Genomic DNA, 18,905 nt, shown 5'->3' with positions numbered 1-18,905 from the left:
GGAGCGTACACTAGTACGTGAGGAACGAAGATCGCGAAGTACGACGACGTGATGATTAGTTTTCGGAATTGGTATAACAGGGCATTTAAACATTGCAGCTTATCTAGCCATATTATATAATAGCTATACTCTTCTGCTTTGAAGAATTGTTTTTTGAAAATATCATGGATTCGCATGCGTAACTATACTATTATGTACGTTCCGCTTGCTCACCATTCATTTTCAAATCCAATTCTCCAAATCATTTGAGTATATATTAGAAATTGTTTCGGTATTTATGAACAAATGGATCTATTATTTTGGTACTAACGGCGGGGAAGGCAATGCCCAAATGAAAGACATACTTGGTAGTAAAGGAGCTGGTCTTGCTGAGATGTCTAACTTAAATTTACCTATTCCCGATGGTTTTACTATTACTACAGAACTTTGTAATTATTTTTATAAAAATAATTACAATTTGCCTGAAAATTTTAATAAGGACTTAGCGGTAGCTGTTAAAAATTTAGAAAATACTACTGGTAAGATTTTTGGGGATCATAAAAATCCACTACTACTATCCGTCCGTTCAGGCTCAAGAGCTTCTATGCCCGGCATGATGGATACTATACTTAATCTTGGGTATAATGATCAAGTTTGCGATGTGCTATCCAGTACTGGAAATGAAATTTTTGCTCTTGACAGCTACCGAAGATTCTTAGAAATGTACGGATCAACAGCATTATCCGTTTCAAACGGATTATTTAAGAATGCATTTGAAATGCATAAGAGCAAATGTAATATTTATCAAGAGAACGAAATTACTGGGGATTTCCTAAGAATAATAGTTGAAGAATTTAAAAAGATACTCTTTAATCATTGTGGTAAATCGTTTTTTGATCCATATACACAACTAGAAGAATCAATAAAAGCCGTATTAAAATCTTGGACAAGTGATAGGGCAATAACTTATAGAAAGCTACATAATATACCCAATGATTGGGGCACAGCAATTAATGTACAGTCAATGGTTTTTGGTAATCAAAACAATAATTCTGCAACAGGCGTAGTATTCTCACGTTGCCCTGCAACTGGTGAAAATAAACTTTTTGGCGAATATCTAGTAAACGCCCAAGGTGAAGATGTAGTGTCAGGGACAAGAACTCCAAGCCCTATTATGTCAAACGATCATAATCTTGATTGCTCAATGCAAACAGTTATGCCACAAATATTTGATCAATTACAGGGAATTTGTAAGAAGTTAGAACTACATTACTTGGATATACAAGATATAGAATTTACCGTGGAAAATGGTAAATTCTATATCTTGCAAACACGTACTGCTAAAAGAACAGCTTTAGCCAGTATTAAAATTGCCACGGATATGGTACAAGAAGGACTGATTACTAAACAACAAGCAATAATGCGTGTAGATCCGGAATCGCTAACTCAGCTTTTGCATACGGCTATTGATTATAGCAATACTCTAAGCCCCATTGCTAAGGGACTACCAGCATCTCCTGGGGCTGCTACTGGTATAGTAGTTTTTTCTCCATATGATGCCGAAAAAATGTCGCATCACCATAAAGTAATTTTGGTACGCCATGATACTAGTCCTGAAGATATAAATGGCATGTATGTTTCAGCCGGTATTCTTACAGCTAGAGGTGGAATGACATCACATGCGGCTGTAGTCGCTAGAGGATTAGGAAAACCATGTGTTTGCGGGGCAAGTGATGTGGTAATAGATGAAAAAAAACAGCTCTTTAAAATAGGGGAAACTATCATTAATTATGGTGACTTAATAACTATAGATGGTGGAACAGGAAAAATTTTTTTAGGGGAAGTACCACTTATTCAGCCTAGTTTTACTAAGGAATTTCAAACAATTCTAGATTGGGCAGATGAATTTGCTACTTTAAAAGTTAGAGCCAATGCTGAAACTATTTTAGATGCTGGTGTTTCCATGAAATTTGGGGCATGTGGAATTGGACTATGTAGAACAGAACATATGTTTTTTGACCCTGATAAAATTCCATTAGTACGAGAAATGATAATTGCTCCTGATATAGAACGGAGAAAACTTGCGATAAATAAATTATTGCCCTTGCAAATTCGAGATTTTAAGGCATTATTTCGAATTATGCATGGTAAAGCCGTAAATATAAGACTGCTTGACCCTCCTTTACATGAATTTTTGCCAACAACAGAGATTGATAAAAGAAACTTAGCAGATGTTATGAATCTACCTTTAGCTGTTGTGGAACAACGTTTGCACGCATTATATGAAGTGAACCCCATGCTTGGACATAGAGGATGTCGCCTAGGTATTTCTTATCCTGAGATTTATCAAATGCAAATAATGGCAATTTTTACTGCTATCAGAGAATTACAAATTGAAGAAAATATAAATATTGTTCTAGAGTTAATGATTCCTTTAATCAGTGACGTTAATGAGCTAAAAGCTTTAAAGATACATATACAAGATGTGATCATTGACATGGAGAATACTAACCAATGTAAGTTTGATTTTATTCTTGGTACTATGATCGAGTTACCAAGAGCTGCTTTAAAAGCTGGAGAAATTGCCAAGCAGGTAGATTACTTTAGCTTTGGTACCAACGATTTAACACAAACAACTTACGGCATTTCTAGAGATGATGTAGCGTCATTTTTTCCAGACTATTTGGAAAAAAAAAATCTTTGCATTTGATCCTTTTAGTAAATTGGATGAGGAAGGGGTTGGTGAGTTAATAGAAATTGCTATAAAACGTGGGCTAAAAAACAACCCTACATTAAAACTTGGCGTATGCGGAGAACATGCGGGCAATCCTGATTCTATAGAGTTTTTTCATAAAATTGGTTTACATTATATATCCTGTTCACCATACCGTATTCCTATCGCAAGGATTGCTGCAGCTCAAGCGGAAATAAAGGCGGAGCTAGCTAACCTCAAGCACTGATGTAAGACATCGGTTTAATAGCCTAAGGTGTCATCCCTGCCCCTTCGGATGTCACCCCTGCGTAGGCAGGGGTCTAAAGAAATTTAACAAACCCTCTTGGTCTATTTTTCTAGATCCCAGCTTTCGCTGGGATGACATAATGGCGGTGACATCACCCCTAATGGCGATAATTACTTGAACCTACTATTAATTTATTACATCAATACTCGAGGTTAGCTAGGATATATATATGACGTCCTATAAACCTAGAAATGTGGGTAAAAATATCCCGGTAAATCTATATTAATTATTATTTCTTTACCAAATATTTTCTCTGGTAAGATTATTCTTTTGGCATGTAATAACATTTCCTTGGATAAAGCTATTGCTTCTTGAGTACCATATTTTGTGTCACCTATTATGGGACAACCCAGCATTTTCGCATGAAATCGAAGTTGATGCATCCTGCCAGTAAGAGGAGTGAACTCAACCAGCATCAAACCATTAATAGACCTCTTGCATAATTCTACTTCTTCTGGTAATTTGTGCGTCGCTCCGGTACTCGAATCCTCACGTACGCTTAAGTACGCTGCGGTTCTGCGTTCCGTGGCTCCTGCAAATTCCCTAGCAGAAGCGAATTCTGCAAGAGGTCTATTTAAGTTTTTCAGTAATTTATAGCGAGTTATGGCTAACTTGCCATGTTCTTCATCATTTTGTACAGTCTCATACGCCCCTCCCCTATTCTTCCCTATCATACCACTAATTTCTCCTTCATGTTGCGGAAGGTTACCTAAAACTACGGCAATATAGGTTTTCTGAATATTCTTTTCCTTAAAGGCTTTCACTAATTTTATACTACTCGCATAATTTTTAGCGATTAGTAATATACCTGAAGTATCTTTATCTAACCTATGTACTAGTTTAAAATCTGCCCCTTGGCTATTTAAATATTGTAATGCATCATCTATAGATAGGCTTATTTTACTACCACCTTGGGTTGCAAGACCTGCTGGCTTATTAATTGCTATAAGCCACTCATCCTGATAAACTAAGTAATCCTTCATTAACTTACCGGCTAGTATAACTGCCGAACTCGAAAAAACCCTATCAGTAGCTTTTTGAGGTTCTAAATTTAAACTATCCTCTATAAAAATTTGATCCCCAGCATTTACTCGCAAATTTGCCGCTACCTTACAAGAATTAACCATTATCTGTTTAAACCTTAAGGCACGCTCAACCATCCCTTGGGTAAGGCTAGGATATAATTTCTTCAAGTAACGATCCAACCTACAAGGTAGTTCTATATCTACATTTAATATTGCCACTAGCTACTCTTTAACAAAAAATACCCCCATAATATACATGATAATAGTATAATAGCAAAAATCTGATGCACTAAGGCCATTAATATAGGTACTGAATATAAAATGGTAATTATGCCAGCTAACATTTGTAATATCAGTACACCAACAATATAATAAGCAACTTTGTTTAATTTAGGATGCTTGGTTTTTATTAGACTCAACACCAACAAACCAACACTAGTACAAACAATATATGCTCCAATTCTATGGATAAACTGAACAAAAACAGCATCACTTAAACTATCTCTACTCAGTAGTTTAAAAGCTATTTCTTGAGGTATAAAACTATTCCCCATTAACGGAAAGCTATTATATACAAGCCCTGCATCAAGACCTGCAACTAGACCACCTAAAAAAATCTGTATATAAACTATAATAATAGTTAATATACAAAAGAATTTTGCTAAATTTAAACTTATTGTCCGTTCAACTAGTAAAATATCAAAACTATTTTTCATCAGCTGATAGAACAGTAAATTATAGATAATAACTGCAATAACCAAATGACAAGCTAAACGGAAATGACTGACATATGGCTGCAAAATTAGACCACTTTTCACCATATACCAACCCATAAATCCTTGGACTGCAAATAATAACAATATCGCCAAATATACAGGCAGTAACCTTGTATCAATCCGTCCACGTATAAAAAAATACAGTAATGGTACTAGATACAACAAACCTGCTACTCTGCCAGCAAAACGGTGAATAAATTCAAGCCAAAAAATAAATTTAAACTCTGAGATAGTCATATTAGTATTTTTTTGCTTATATTCGACATATTGTTGATATTTAGCAAATTCATCCTGCCAGTCAGCATTACCCAGCGGGGGAACGACACCTGAGACCGGTTTCCATTCAACAATTGATAAACCAGCATCAGTAAGCCTAGTGAGACCTCCTAAAAAAATCATAAATATTACCATGCAGCAGCATACAGCCAACCAACGCTTTACTAATATGTGTGACATTAGACCCGCTACCTTTAATATCTATAATATAGCATAATATAACAGATTTTTATCGTCCACTAATACTCTTTTTCATTATGGGGAGGCATTGTTGCGTGGATTAAAAACACCAACGTAAGTAATGGACTTACGTTGGTGTTTTTACCTACTATTCCCCTCGTGACAACAAAAAACGATTTGTTTTCTTTGTGAGTAAAGGTATCGGCACGCTGATGCTCATCATCAGTTAGAATGTTATATAAATTCTCTTCTTGATAAATATAATTATTTAAATCAATACTCCATATATGTATTTCTTGAAGATTAGCATTTATTGACTTCATAACCCGCCTAGTTTTTGGAGATAACAAAATTTTGATTATATTATTTTTTATATGAAATTAGTATATATTTTGTATGTTACGTTGGAGTAGCCGTAAAAATGACTGCTGTTTTAGTGCAAAAAACAATATAATACAAAGAATCCTAAGAGCCAAAAATTGTATACGTGACATTATGTTTATATGATACTGCACATAATAATTAATCATTAAAATATTTAGATTGTAAGTAACCTCAGTTCGATATAAGAATTAATAATTCTTATATCGAACTGAGGTTACATTAGCATAAATATTGAGAAAAATATGGAAAATTTTAAGTTAGCCTTAGCTAAGAATAACGGTAGCTTTTTTGAGTATGATATTATCTGCAACAATGAGTTAGCAAGATTAAGGCCATTAAAAACAGAGGATATGGCGGCTTTTGCTCGATTCATTTCTGATTACGCGGTTTGGAAATATTTTGCTATCAAAATGCACCAATTACAAGATATGAACGACTACATTGATGACGCTGTACAACAAAGAAAGCTGGGCTTGCGATATCATTTTGCTATTGAAGATCAAAAAACAGGTGAGATTGTTGGATCAACAGCTTTTGGGAATTATTCTCCAAAAGACAGCAGGATAGAAATAGGTTGGAGTTGGGTAGAAACATCGTTCCAAGGCAGTGGTATTAATAAAAATGCAAAGTTTCTTTTGTTAAATTTTGCATTTAATTACTTGAATATGGAAAGAGTGGAATTTAAAACAGATGTGCTCAATGTAAGGGCTAGCGGTGCACTTATTAAAATTGGTGCAACGGAAGAAGGCGTATTACGAAGTCACACTCTCATGCCAGATGAGAGACGCCGAGATACAGTATACTATAGTATACTTAAAGATGAGTGGGAGACAAAAATATGGTCAAAAAACTTTTCTGATCACTCTAGTGACGTTCAAATGTTAATGGAATCTTGTAATTCAGTAGACTTCTTTCGAAACTAGACAATGATGTAGAATGGTGTTATAAATATCTGATTTGAAGTAATAATGAAATTCGATCAGATTAAAGAGTTAGAGGATGAAAAATTTCGTCGATTAACAGGAGTAAAGAAGGGAACATTCTCAAAGATGGTGGATATTTTGAGGCAAGCTGATGGTCTTAGAATACCTTAGAGAATACCGTACTTATTTCCATATAGGTCAGAACTATGGGATTAGGGTGTGTCATCAATTGAGCCAAATTACCATGGAAGCCATATAAACAGCTCCCAAAAAGTTCTGAGATGTTTTGTCATATCGTGTTGCAATAGCTCTATATTGCTTCAATTTTGCAAAAAAGTTCTCAATCAAATGCCTAGCTTTATAGAGGTCCTTATCATACTTAGCTGGATTCACACGATTCTTCTTTGGGGGAATCACAGCTATACATCCCTTATCTTTCAGCTTATCTCGCATACGTGCATCGGCATCATAAGCCTTATCAGCAAGTACAGCATCCGCTTTCGTCAATTCATTCATCAAAACATCAGATCCTTGCAAATCATGAGCTTGACCCGGGGTAAGATGGAATCCCGTTGGATTCCCTAGAGCGTCACATGTGGCATGGATTTTAGTACTCAGCCCCCCTTTACCTCGTCCAATTGCTTGGTCATCATCTAACTCTTTTTTTTAGCACCAGCACTATGTTGATGACTCCTAACAATGGTTGAATCAATCATGGCATACTCGTTATCAGCATCTTCAGCCAGCATCTCAAAAACCTTTTTGTAAATTGTAATCAGCTATTGACCCCCTATTGTAATAAACTATTGCCCCCCCTAACCACATAAAAAAATTAGTTAATTTACGTCAGTTCGGGATAAGATATAGATGAAATAGTAATAGATAAAAGGATTGTCAAAAAGGAGTGCCTGCAGTATTTATATTTTTAAACAAAAAAACAAACTACAGGCATGAAAAAAGATATCACAGAATTATATAGTTTTATAGATGATTTTTGTAAAATTTATTTGGAGTATGAACAGAGAAAGTTATTATAGTGAAACACATTGAATTAGGTGAGTTTATATGATATAAATAAGAGAAAAAATGTCAACAAGCCCATATAGTCAAGATTTAAGAGAAAAAGTAATAAATTATATAGAAAAAGGTAATAGTCAAATATCTGCTGCTAAGATATTTGATATACACAAGAATACAATTAGTCGTTGGAAGGTAAGGAAGAAAAAAGAAGGAACAATATTAGCAAAAGCGAGATTAGGATTTAAAAGTAAAGTTGACAAGCAACAATTAGAAGATTTTGTTAAAAATAATTCAAATATTACGCTAAAATATCTTGGTAAAAGATTTGGGATTACAGGCACTCAAGTTGGAAGAATATTAAAGAAGTTAGGCTATAGTTATAAAAAAAACCCTTCAGCTATTTGGAAGCAAGTGCAGAGAAACGATCTGAATAACGTTAGCATCCGTAATGGAAGTCAATAAAAAAATAGTAACTTAACATAAATTTTCATTCCAGGAAGAATTATTTTTTACAATAGAGTGCATAAAAGCTAGTAATTTGCACATAACAGCAACAAGAGCAACTTTTGCTGGTTTATGTTTAACGTTAATTCGGGATAAGGGGCTCTGTCCAAAAAACTGTGTAAATTCGAAAAAATAGGTCATTAAATTTTGTTAAGCCTATCCTCAAATTTAATCATCAAATGAGCCATAGCTTCATTCCAGTTTGGAATGGGCATAGTCCATTTTTTGGTCATATAGTCAATTGTCAAATATAAACTTTTAAAAACAGCATTATCATTAGGAAAAACCCGCTTATTATTTGTTACTTTACGCAATTGACTATTGACAGATTCAACTGAATTAGTTGTATAAATTACCTTTCTAATTGACTCAGGATACCCTAGAAAAATCATTAGATTGTCCCAATTATTATACCATGATTTGGCAATTTGTGGATATTGTTTATTCCATTTTTCTTCAAAAGATACTAAAGCTAAATGGGCTTGTTCTTCCGTTACTGCAGTATATATCGGCTTTAAATCGCTAGACAGTTGCTTCCTATCTTTATACGACACATATTTTAAACTATTTCTAATCTGATGTACAATACACAATTGATGTTCTGTTTTTGGATAAACTGCTTCTATTGCCTCAGACATACCAGTAAGATTATCGCTACAGGCAATCAGTATATCTTTTAGCCCTCTATTTTTCATTTCGGTAAAATTACCGAGCCAAAATTTTGCCCCTTCATTTTCACTGATCCATAATCCCAATATATCTTTTTTACCAGATAAATCAATTCCTAATGCAACATATACTGCCTTATTGATTATCCTTTTATCTTGCCTGACTTTTACTACTAAACAATCAAAAAATACTATCGGATATATCTCTTCTAATGGTCGACTCTGCCAAGCTTTAACCTCATCCATTACATCATCAGTAATTTGGCTGATTAAGCCTTCACTTATTTCAACACTGTATAACTCCTGTAACTGAATCTTAATATCAGATATACTCATGCCTTTAGCATATAATGATAGTACTTTATCGTCAAAACCATCAAAACGTTTCTGGCGTTTTGGTAGTATTGCGGGTTCAAAGGTATTATGCCTATCCCTTGGTACTTCTATTTCTACAGCTCCATGTTCGGAGATCAGTTTTTTGCTAGTTATACCATTACGAGCATTATCATTATCTGCACAACTGTATTTATCATAGCCTAGATGATTATTCATTTCTGACTGCAGTGCCTTCTCTATTAAACGTTTGGTCAATTCTTTTAATAAACCTCCTTCTTTCAGTATTGTACTTACATCTGTATCATTATCTATTAATAAATCTACTGCTTGCTTTATTGATTCATTAGTTTTTTTATTCATGTAATTTCCTTTTTTGTTATACTTTTATATATAACCTATTTCGAAATTTACACAGTTTTTTGGACAGAGCCAAATAACTCCTTTTTGGAGTAATGACCATTTACTTTCTCTAGTTTCTCAAAATAACAAATACTATAATAAAAAAGTAATCCTAGAGGTAACATAATCATCAAAATACCATAATACTCAAAAGCTTTTGTTACATATACCATACCCAAAGATGTTGTCACATATACCAATATTTTTGATATTGCATGGAGGAAACTTGAGTAAGTAAATCGTTTAAAAATAGGAAAATGTTTATACAGTACTGAAGCTGCTGGGTCTAAGCATACACTGGTACTAATAAAAAGTAATTGTAATAAAAATAGTTCTTGTGGGGTACTAACATTTGATAAAAAATAAAGACATATTGGGATAGATATCAAAAATATAATTACTCTAACTTTTAAAATTTTAAGAGGGTGTACTTTCATAGTTAATAGAATTAAAGATACAACAACTACCCAATTAAATAACGCTACAAAAAAATTATTTTGTATTACCTGCTCTCCTGTATAACCAAATTTAGCTTTAAATATATTGCCGCAATATATGTAAATTAAGAAAAATAGGGCTGGCCACATAGATAAAATACATAAATACGACAAAGAAGTTTTATAACTAACTTTTTCTTTATAAGCAGGGCTATGTTCTAATATTTTTGGATCTTGAACCATTACTTTTATAGCATTTTGAATTCTCCGTTTGGCATCTGCAAAATCCGGTGCTTCCCTAAGACGTGTTCTTGCAGATGCCCCTACTAACGCAATTATTGCACCAATCCAAAAAGCAATACGCCAATCCAAAAAAAATGCTGTACAAAACCAAGCAAAACCTAGAGCAAATAAACCTCCAGTAAGAGTACACACTGAAACTATTCCTACAGCTACATATTGCATCGGTGGTTTTACCATTTCAGTAACATATAGTTCTGCCCCTGTTACTTCTCCAAGTGAAGAAAGACCTTGAACTATACGACAAATTACCATAATACAAGAAGCCGTAATACCGATTTGGTTATAAGTTGGCAGAGTAGCCATTACAATACAGGAAAAGGACATCATAGTTGTTGTGATCACTATTGTTTTTTTACGACCTAAATTATCTCCTATATAACCAAAAATCATTGCACCAAAAGGTCGTAAAACGTAAAGAGAGCAAAACGATAAAGCTGTAAGAAGAGAGGCAGTGAAAGGATCAGTTTTTGGAAAAAACAACTCATTGATTATTACACCCATGTGAACGAAAAGCATCAGATCAAAATATTCCAAAAAAGTCCCAATCGATAATAACCCTACTGCTTCTTTTTGTTCTTTCGTTAGGCTTCTTTGTTCCTGCTGATATCCTATCATTATATTAACCTTATATTTAGTGTTTATAAATATTGATGATTTGGTTGAACGATAGCAAGAAAAAATAACACAGAAAATTGAAATAATAAATCTTGGTTGTAACAATATCACATTTCTATAAATAAATTAGAATGGGGAAAAAGAAATATTTGGTAAAAATATAGGCTTAAGATCAAAGAGATGTTGACTTCAAAACTGCATCGCATCCTAATAAATTATTAAAAATAATCTTTGCAGAGAAAATAGTTAAAAAATAATAATATTTATAATTAAAAAATACTTGACTATTATTTTAGAATTGATTCTAATTAAAATTATAGCAACGTAAATCAACCTAATAGCATGGCAAAATATAAAATGGCTGATGATTTTGATGATGGGGATAAGGGAATAAAAGAAGAGGTGGCAGGTTCATCTCAACTTGAGAATATTATTAATAATATCAAATCCCAGCTGCATACTACTAACGCGGCTGAATTAGCAAGACTTAATAGTGCTATAAGCAGTTTGTTAGCTAGTGATCTTCCAGCAAAAATACTAAAAAGTTTAGAAGCTTTACAAGCTGCTGTTGCCAAAGAAGAGCAGCGTGCTGAACAAAATATTACTTACAGGCAAGAAGCGGAAGATAGAGACGCCAAAACTAAGTTGCAAGAACAAATAGAGTTTTTAGAAATGGAAGCTGAAAGGCTAGAAGCTAAACAGTCAGCACAATTTCACCAAGAAAGCATAAAATTAAAAGAACAACATACAGAGTTTAACAAAAATGCTGATACACATTTAACCGCAAGGAAAAACTGGACAAATCAGTTGCACGATGTGGTTAAAGATCTTAAAGATGGCAAAGATGTAGAAAGTGAACTGCAACAACTGGTAAAGAGCGAAGATCAGATTAAAAAACAAAATACAGAATATAAAAATTTACTTGAACATCGTGATAAAACACATGAACATTACGATGGAGTAATGAAGCACAATGAAAAATTAAAAGCAGAGAAGGTAAGGTTAGAAAAAGAAGCTGAAAAAGAAAAACAAAAATCGAAAGAAATCCATTCACCAAGTGTGTTTGAAGAAGTAACGCAAAAAATAAAAGATCAGGATAAGAAAATTACGAATTTTGCCCCTGTTGTGGAACAAGCTCAAAAGCAGAAAGATGAGGTGGATGCTAAGATTCAGAAGATAGAGAACCACAAAGATGTTGAGAAGGTACTAGACGATATTGATAAGTTATCTAAGCAATTTCAACAAACAGATCCTGATAAATATAAGAAGTTAAATAAATTTACTACTTTGCTTAAAAATCAAGAAGATGCTATTGTTAATGATGGAGTGGTTAATGATACATTACTTCGTAGTGAATTTACCGATAAAACTAAAAATGCAGAAAATTTAGAACCTGAAATAGCAGGAACTAACCTACCATCTTCTCCCTCTAAGCTAACTGAAATAGCAAATGATAAAACACCACAAGATTCTAAAACTATTGACCAAGAACAAGATAAAACGCCACCAACCAATCTTAATAAAACTCTTAAAGACGAATCACGTAAGCTTGGGAATAAAATGATACACAAATTAGGATATGATGACCAAGTGACAGTAATGAATCAACTATCAGAAAAACACTTAGATCAGCATATTATTAAGGGATTATCTGAGGCAAATTCTGTTCCTCCAAAACCTGTGCCAACTCCTAATCCCAAATTTACTACTCTACACAAGGATAACAAACAAAGGTAATCATTAAATAATAGGTAAATTATGGCAAAATCAACAGACTTATCAAAAAATTATATAGACTCAAAAAAGACTGTATTACGTACTAGTAATAATTTATATGAATATGCTTCTGAACAATTTGATAAGGTAGAGGGTGTAAAAGAACATCTTGGTTTAGTACCTCAAGTGATTAGTGGATATAAGGCCGTTGCTACATGTTGGTCTGAATCCTTACTTTTTGGAAAAGCAGAATCTGCTGCTGGACTTGCTTATCTTTATCGCGAAGGTTTAGGAGTAGAAAAGAGTGAATATAAGGACAAACTTTACGTATCTATTGGAGCTAAGTTAGGTGATCCTTCTTGCAAAGAATTACTGCCTCAACGAGATCATAAAGATGTTGATTCGGAAGCTAAAAAATGGCTTGAGGCTATTAAAGTCATTACCACAAAATATCCTAATAAGGATGCAGAAATTTCTGTGTCTGCTTCAGTTTGGGCTGATAAACAATTAGAATCGTATTGTCAACAATTTCACTCACATCAGGGAGCATCTTCTTCCCATCTTAATGATTCGTACGAAACTTGTCCTGATATGTCTGACTCGGAAGAAGAAGGTACAGCACTAGCTGGAACTGTTAGACTCCATGCCTGTTGTGAAATTATGTAGTATCAAAGTCTATAATAAATCACCCCTAGGCTCTGTCCAAAAAACTGTGTAAATTTCGAAATAGGTTATATATAAAAGTATAACAAAAAAGGAAATTACATGAATAAAAAAACTAATGAATCAATAAAGCAAGCAGTAGATTTATTAATAGATAATGATACAGATGTAAGTACAATACTGAAAGAAGGAGGTTTATTAAAAGAATTGACCAAACGTTTAATAGAGAAGGCACTGCAGTCAGAAATGAATAATCATCTAGGCTATGATAAATACAGTTGTGCAGATAATGATAATGCTCGTAATGGTATAACTAGCAAAAAACTGATCTCCGAACATGGAGCTGTAGAAATAGAAGTACCAAGGGATAGGCATAATACCTTTGAACCCGCAATACTACCAAAACGCCAGAAACGTTTTGATGGTTTTGACGATAAAGTACTATCATTATATGCTAAAGGCATGAGTATATCTGATATTAAGATTCAGTTACAGGAGTTATACAGTGTTGAAATAAGTGAAGGCTTAATCAGCCAAATTACTGATGATGTAATGGATGAGGTTAAAGCTTGGCAGAGTCGACCATTAGAAGAGATATATCCGATAGTATTTTTTGATTGTTTAGTAGTAAAAGTCAGGCAAGATAAAAGGATAATCAATAAGGCAGTATATGTTGCATTAGGAATTGATTTATCTGGTAAAAAAGATATATTGGGATTATGGATCAGTGAAAATGAAGGGGCAAAATTTTGGCTCGGTAATTTTACCGAAATGAAAAATAGAGGGCTAAAAGATATACTGATTGCCTGTAGCGATAATCTTACTGGTATGTCTGAGGCAATAGAAGCAGTTTATCCAAAAACAGAACATCAATTGTGTATTGTACATCAGATTAGAAATAGTTTAAAATATGTGTCGTATAAAGATAGGAAGCAACTGTCTAGCGATTTAAAGCCGATATATACTGCAGTAACGGAAGAACAAGCCCATTTAGCTTTAGTATCTTTTGAAGAAAAATGGAATAAACAATATCCACAAATTGCCAAATCATGGTATAATAATTGGGACAATCTAATGATTTTTCTAGGGTATCCTGAGTCAATTAGAAAGGTAATTTATACAACTAATTCAGTTGAATCTGTCAATAGTCAATTGCGTAAAGTAACAAATAATAAGCGGGTTTTTCCTAATGATAATGCTGTTTTTAAAAGTTTATATTTGACAATTGACTATATGACCAAAAAATGGACTATGCCCATTCCAAACTGGAATGAAGCTATGGCTCATTTGATGGTTAAATTTGAGGATAGGCTTAACAAAATTTAATGACCTATTTTTTCGAATTTACACAGTTTTTTGGACAGAGCCCACCCCTATGTCAATTGGGCTCTAGTGCCATAATAGTTTTCGCATTCCACGCAATCCTTGGAGTTATCCACTCATTCTTACGGCTTCTAGAGCCTTGACATAAAATCTCGGACTTGTTTTTGGAATGCCCATTTATTATCTCCAATCACTTTCGCTTATATCGTACCTCTTAAATCCTATTTACTTACTTCTTCTTTTATATAGATAAAATACAGATAAATCTATATACACCACCAACTATCAAGCATATGCACATTTTCTTGTAACACATACATACGCTATTCTAGCTAATTTGTTTGCTATTGCCACAGCAGCCTTATTAAAGCTCATCCTTCCCAACAATTTTTTTGCCCATAGCACTAAATGATCAGTGGGGTCCTTTTGTATTTTTGCTCTGATTGCAATAGACCTTGCTCCTTGTATCAGCATAGTTCTAACATATCTATCTCCTTTCTTAGTGATAGATCCAAGACTTGTTTTACCACCTGTGCTATTTTGCTTAGGCACTAATCCCAAACTTGCAGCAAAACTTCGACAATCATCATAATTTTCATAAGCTGCTATGCTTAGTATATTAGCATTAATTTCTCCAATACCTGGTATTGTTTTTAATAAAGTAGCTGTTTCAGATTCTTTATTTATTGCTATTAGCTGTTTATCTATTGCTGATTCTTGTATTAATAACGTAGCAATTTCTTCAGCTATTACCTTCATTTCCTTATACATTCTCTCTGAAATCACACCAGCATTTTTGGCATCTTCTACTATATTTAATGCCTCACGGGCAAATTTAGATTTACTCATTTTTATGTAATAACCAAATTCAAGTAAATCACTCATTAAACCATTACTATATTGTACTCTTTGTCTAATAATATGTTGCCGACGTTTATGTAACCAACTAATCTCTTGTTGTGATATATTTTTTATACGAACCGATTTTAACTCCGGATCTTTTCCTGCTCTTGCTATTGCCAAAGCATCATTTGTATCATTTTTTTGCCGAGTTTTTGCAAAAGCTTTTACATCACATGGTTTAAGTAATTTTACTGTAAAACCTGATTCCATAAACTTATTGCTCCAATAATGACAACTGCCACATGCTTCCATTACCAATAAACTATTCTTGGGAATGTTTGTTAAAATGTAGTCTTCAAATTCTTCTCTGTGTAATTTTTTAGCTAATATTTTTTCACCATCTTTATTTAATGCAACAATATGAAAAATTGTTTTTGCTAAATCAATGCCTAGTATGTTAATATCTTTCATGGTATGGACTCCTTTTTAATTATTAAATAGTATAATTATGTGACCGAATTATATTCGTGATCACGGTAGTAAGTAAAGTTTCTTTTACTTACTCGTCCATACCATCATTCTTAGCAACGGCGGGAATCTAAAAAAATAGCCTAGAAGACTATTAAACATTATTAGATCCCAGCTTTCGCTGGGATGACATCGTTTTGACATTAGTACTACACTGTAGCGCTAAATAGCGTAGTTAATAATGGGAAATGGTATGACAGGTGTTTCTGATCTACGCTGGACAATATATTCAAATGATTTGAAGAATTGGATTTGAAAATGAATGGTGAGCATGCTAGGCGTACATATAGTATAGTTACGCATGCGAATCCATGATATTTTTAAAAAACAATTGTTCCAAGCAGAAGAGTATACTAAATTAGGACTCTACCTTTTCTATAGCGATGGTTGAATCTGGCATCTTAGTAATTTTTTCAATCTTTAAGCGGGCGGCTTGTAGTTTCTTTTCACAGTGATCTTTTAGTAAGACCCCTCTTTCAAAACTATTAATTGATGAATCTAAACTTTCCTCTCCCGTATCAATTTTTTTTACAATTTCTTTTAGTTCAGCTAAGGCGGCTTCAAAGCTCATATTTTCAATAGATTTTAAGTCTAGCATAATAATTTACCTCTTTACGCGAATTTGGGATAAGAATTTGCCAATCCTGACCTTCAACTGGTCAGTTAGCGTATACAATTCGCCTTTCAAGTGTTGGCGTTGTGGTACGATGGGACTTCGCGTAGGAACAACGGTTTGACTAAGCTCCGCTTACTCGCCACTCGTACGCCTAGCCAACTCTTGAAATTCATCGGGTATATATATTAGTTCCTAATATACTTTCTATCTAGCTCGTTATATAATCTATAAATTGCCATTTCTCGATCTTTAATCTTTTTACTAGCAATTTTTAGCAATCTTTCTGATGACTTTTCAGTTAACTGAATTGATGAATGTAGTTGTTCAGCAAGCTTCTTCAGTGATTCCTGAATTTCCATAAAAGATTTTTCTAATTGAGCTTTAATAGATATAGAAGAACTCTCAAGCTCATTAAGCTTTACATACACCCGTTCTACCAGTTGATTAATTTTATCTTGCAGTAAATTTAATTGCTGTTTGCGTCCCTCTATTAGGTATTTACTAGTCTCATTTATTTTGGCTTGTATTCTGATTTTAGGAGTAATTTCTAAATTCCAAGCTAGTCCAAGTTTGCTCATCACGTATATTATCCATTTATGGACATCAAAATGATACCATTTAGCACCATTACGATAATCTGATGGGAATGCATGGTGGAAATTATGCCAATTTTCACCTAACAAGAATAATGCCATCCACCAAATATCTCCTGCAGTACCTTTATAATATTGTTTACTACCAACGAAATGGCATAGAGAATTGACGCAAAAAGTTGCCTGTTGTTGCAATGCTCTTCCCATACCAATAAACAGGAAACCAGCATAGGCAGAATTGATAGTACCACCTATTAAGTAACCTATTAATGCTGGAAATACAATATTCATAAACGCAGCAATTTGCCAATAATATTTTAATTGCCATCTTAGCAATTTACTTTTACCAAGTTTAACCATAGTAATCCGGTCAATTGACTTGTAGCTTCCATCAATTATCATCCATCCAATATGTGACCATAGGAATCCCAAGATTTTATTGTCAAACTTTAGTGGAGTATGAGGATCTTGATCTTTGTCAGTATGAGTATGGTGTTTGTGATGATTTGAAGCCCAAGACAAGGCTGGCCCTTGTAAAGTGGCGGCTGACATTATAACAAGAATAAACTCCACCGCTGTATTTGTTTTAAAGGCATGATGTGACCAAAGCCTATGCAAACCAACACCAACAGTAATATTAGAACCATAATAACCGGCTAACAGTAAACCTATTTCGAATATACCTATCTTGTGGCTAATGTGATATTTTATAACCAAAAATGCAAGTAAAATTGGGTATATGATAAGCACAAAAAAAGTAAGCCACGAAATTCTTTTTAGCATATATCTAATCTTTAAATAAATTAAATGTCCTTAACTCCATAGTTACAATATAACATATTGCAACATATTGCAATATTACATTTTACGTTTCCATAATTTGTTAAACATCCGTTGTCCGAAATAGAAACTAATAATACCGGCAAAAATAGCCTGATCGTCTATATTCCATAAAACATCAAGATATTCTACAAGGATCGCCGTACTCTGTATGGTTCTATATTGCACATATTTGACATAGGCATACATAATAAAAAAACTATAGGCAAGGACAGGGCGAACTGAGCCATTCAACGCGTCAACCCAATTAATACCTGATTTATATGTTGAATATAAATTATTATTTTCAGCAATGTCTTTTGAAGCATCAAGCTCTGTCAGTAGCTTTGTATGTCCTAGTTTATTGATTTCAATTTGTCGATCTAAAAGATTAAGATCATGTTTTTTATCATTTTGATCCTTTAGAATTCTTAAAATCTCCGGAATAATTGAGCTAATAAAGCCCGTTATTGAAGCAAGTAGTGTAATCATAAAATGCTCATTAAGTTTTATTATAATGTAATTATAGTAAAGTTTTTCTCTGCACTAATACTCGTCATCCACTTTTTTTAAAGATTTTATTATTAATTCTTTGAATCACATATATACGTCAAATAAGTCACAATGGATAAAAATTTATAATTTGTTTGTCAACTGTTTAAAACCTTCTTGACTCTATAATTATAGTACAATATCCTAAAAATTCCATATAATCCCAAATTATCCCAATTATAACCAAAAATTAGTTATAACTTAATTATGGGATAATATTTAAGTAATTTTGCTGTCATCCCAGCGTAGGCTTTGCCCGTGTGGATCAAAAAGCCAACGTAAGTAATGGTACTTACAGGACCAAAAACGATGTCATTCCCGCGTAGGCGGGAATCTAAAAAATAGCCTGCAAAGGCTATTAGATATTATGGATTCCCGCCTACGCGGGAATGACATACTAGTGATCC

The 18,905-nt window shown here is 33.5% G+C and carries 15 protein-coding genes and 2 pseudogenes; 7 read left to right on the top strand and 10 right to left on the bottom strand.

Annotated elements, in window-relative coordinates; translation table 11 throughout:
* Positions 1-277: 277 nt before the first annotated feature.
* Positions 278-2,939: pseudogene (ppdK, locus tag AB3211_RS07685) on the top strand (pyruvate, phosphate dikinase).
* A gap of 245 nt (positions 2,940-3,184) precedes the next feature.
* Here the strand turns inward: ppdK and AB3211_RS07680 are convergent.
* From AB3211_RS07680 to AB3211_RS07670, 3 genes are read right to left on the bottom strand one after another with little or no spacing between them, the layout of a single operon-like run.
* Entirely contained in the window at positions 3,185-4,243 is a 1,059-nt protein-coding gene (locus AB3211_RS07680; protein WP_367364207.1) for a pseudouridine synthase, read from the bottom strand.
* Positions 4,243-5,256 carry a COX15/CtaA family protein gene (locus AB3211_RS07675; protein WP_367364206.1) on the bottom strand — a complete coding sequence of 338 codons (1,014 nt, stop codon included), beginning with the start codon at positions 5,254-5,256 and terminating at the stop codon, positions 4,243-4,245. The genes AB3211_RS07680 and AB3211_RS07675 overlap by 1 nt, the downstream gene beginning before the upstream one ends.
* Before the next feature lie 59 nt (positions 5,257-5,315).
* Complete coding sequence (locus tag AB3211_RS07670) at positions 5,316-5,579, bottom strand: hypothetical protein (RefSeq protein ID WP_367364205.1); 264 nt, start codon at positions 5,577-5,579, stop codon at positions 5,316-5,318.
* A 303-nt stretch (positions 5,580-5,882) separates the two neighbouring features.
* On the opposite strand from AB3211_RS07670, the gene AB3211_RS07665 reads away from it, so the two are divergent.
* Positions 5,883-6,563, top strand: a complete 681-nt coding sequence (locus AB3211_RS07665) for a GNAT family N-acetyltransferase (RefSeq protein ID WP_367364204.1) — start codon at positions 5,883-5,885, stop codon at positions 6,561-6,563.
* Between the two features lie 45 nt (positions 6,564-6,608).
* Positions 6,609-6,777: pseudogene (locus AB3211_RS07660) on the top strand (IS5/IS1182 family transposase); the annotation flags it as partial.
* A gap of 11 nt (positions 6,778-6,788) precedes the next feature.
* Here AB3211_RS07660 and AB3211_RS07655 read toward each other — a convergent pair.
* Positions 6,789-7,169 (bottom strand): IS5 family transposase, encoded by a 381-nt coding sequence (locus tag AB3211_RS07655; protein ID WP_367364849.1) that lies wholly within the window; start codon positions 7,167-7,169, stop codon positions 6,789-6,791.
* A gap of 480 nt (positions 7,170-7,649) precedes the next feature.
* On the opposite strand from AB3211_RS07655, the gene AB3211_RS07650 reads away from it, so the two are divergent.
* Positions 7,650-8,045, top strand: a complete 396-nt coding sequence (locus AB3211_RS07650) for an IS630 transposase-related protein (protein ID WP_367364203.1) — start codon at positions 7,650-7,652, stop codon at positions 8,043-8,045.
* Between the two features lie 182 nt (positions 8,046-8,227).
* Here AB3211_RS07650 and AB3211_RS07645 read toward each other — a convergent pair whose 3' ends face one another.
* Positions 8,228-9,451 carry an IS256 family transposase gene (locus AB3211_RS07645; protein ID WP_367364202.1) on the bottom strand — a complete coding sequence of 408 codons (1,224 nt, stop codon included), beginning with the start codon at positions 9,449-9,451 and terminating at the stop codon, positions 8,228-8,230.
* 47 nt (positions 9,452-9,498) lie between these two features.
* Complete coding sequence (locus AB3211_RS07640; RefSeq protein WP_367364201.1) at positions 9,499-10,845, bottom strand: MFS transporter; 1,347 nt, start codon at positions 10,843-10,845, stop codon at positions 9,499-9,501.
* 342 nt (positions 10,846-11,187) lie between these two features.
* On the opposite strand from AB3211_RS07640, the gene AB3211_RS07635 reads away from it, so the two are divergent.
* From AB3211_RS07635 to AB3211_RS07625, 3 genes are all read left to right on the top strand, one after another.
* Complete coding sequence (locus AB3211_RS07635) at positions 11,188-12,582, top strand: hypothetical protein (RefSeq protein WP_367364200.1); 1,395 nt, start codon at positions 11,188-11,190, stop codon at positions 12,580-12,582.
* A 21-nt stretch (positions 12,583-12,603) separates the two neighbouring features.
* On the top strand, positions 12,604-13,227 hold the full coding sequence (locus AB3211_RS07630; protein ID WP_367364199.1) for a hypothetical protein: 624 nt from the start codon (positions 12,604-12,606) through the stop codon (positions 13,225-13,227).
* A 99-nt stretch (positions 13,228-13,326) separates the two neighbouring features.
* Positions 13,327-14,550, top strand: coding sequence for an IS256 family transposase (locus tag AB3211_RS07625; protein ID WP_367363661.1), 1,224 nt, complete (start codon positions 13,327-13,329; stop codon positions 14,548-14,550).
* A 282-nt stretch (positions 14,551-14,832) separates the two neighbouring features.
* On the opposite strand, the gene AB3211_RS07620 is transcribed toward AB3211_RS07625, so the two are convergent.
* From AB3211_RS07620 to AB3211_RS07605, 4 genes are all read right to left on the bottom strand, one after another.
* Positions 14,833-15,861 carry an IS110 family transposase gene (locus AB3211_RS07620; RefSeq protein WP_367363657.1) on the bottom strand — a complete coding sequence of 343 codons (1,029 nt, stop codon included), beginning with the start codon at positions 15,859-15,861 and terminating at the stop codon, positions 14,833-14,835.
* A 415-nt stretch (positions 15,862-16,276) separates the two neighbouring features.
* On the bottom strand, positions 16,277-16,516 hold the full coding sequence (locus AB3211_RS07615) for an exodeoxyribonuclease VII small subunit (protein ID WP_341753808.1): 240 nt from the start codon (positions 16,514-16,516) through the stop codon (positions 16,277-16,279).
* Positions 16,517-16,719: 203 nt separating this feature from the next.
* Positions 16,720-17,910 carry a fatty acid desaturase gene (locus AB3211_RS07610; RefSeq protein ID WP_367364198.1) on the bottom strand — a complete coding sequence of 397 codons (1,191 nt, stop codon included), beginning with the start codon at positions 17,908-17,910 and terminating at the stop codon, positions 16,720-16,722.
* 75 nt (positions 17,911-17,985) lie between these two features.
* A complete protein-coding gene (locus AB3211_RS07605; protein ID WP_367364197.1) occupies positions 17,986-18,438 on the bottom strand; it encodes a hypothetical protein in 453 nt (150 codons plus the stop codon).
* Positions 18,439-18,905 lie beyond the last annotated feature (467 nt).

Origin of the sequence: Candidatus Tisiphia endosymbiont of Nedyus quadrimaculatus (assembly GCF_964059235.1) — a bacterium.
Taxonomy (GTDB): Bacteria; Pseudomonadota; Alphaproteobacteria; order Rickettsiales; family Rickettsiaceae; genus Tisiphia.
The sequence above is the reverse complement of the archived record's forward strand: the minus strand, read 5'-3'. Positions and strand labels throughout refer to the sequence as shown.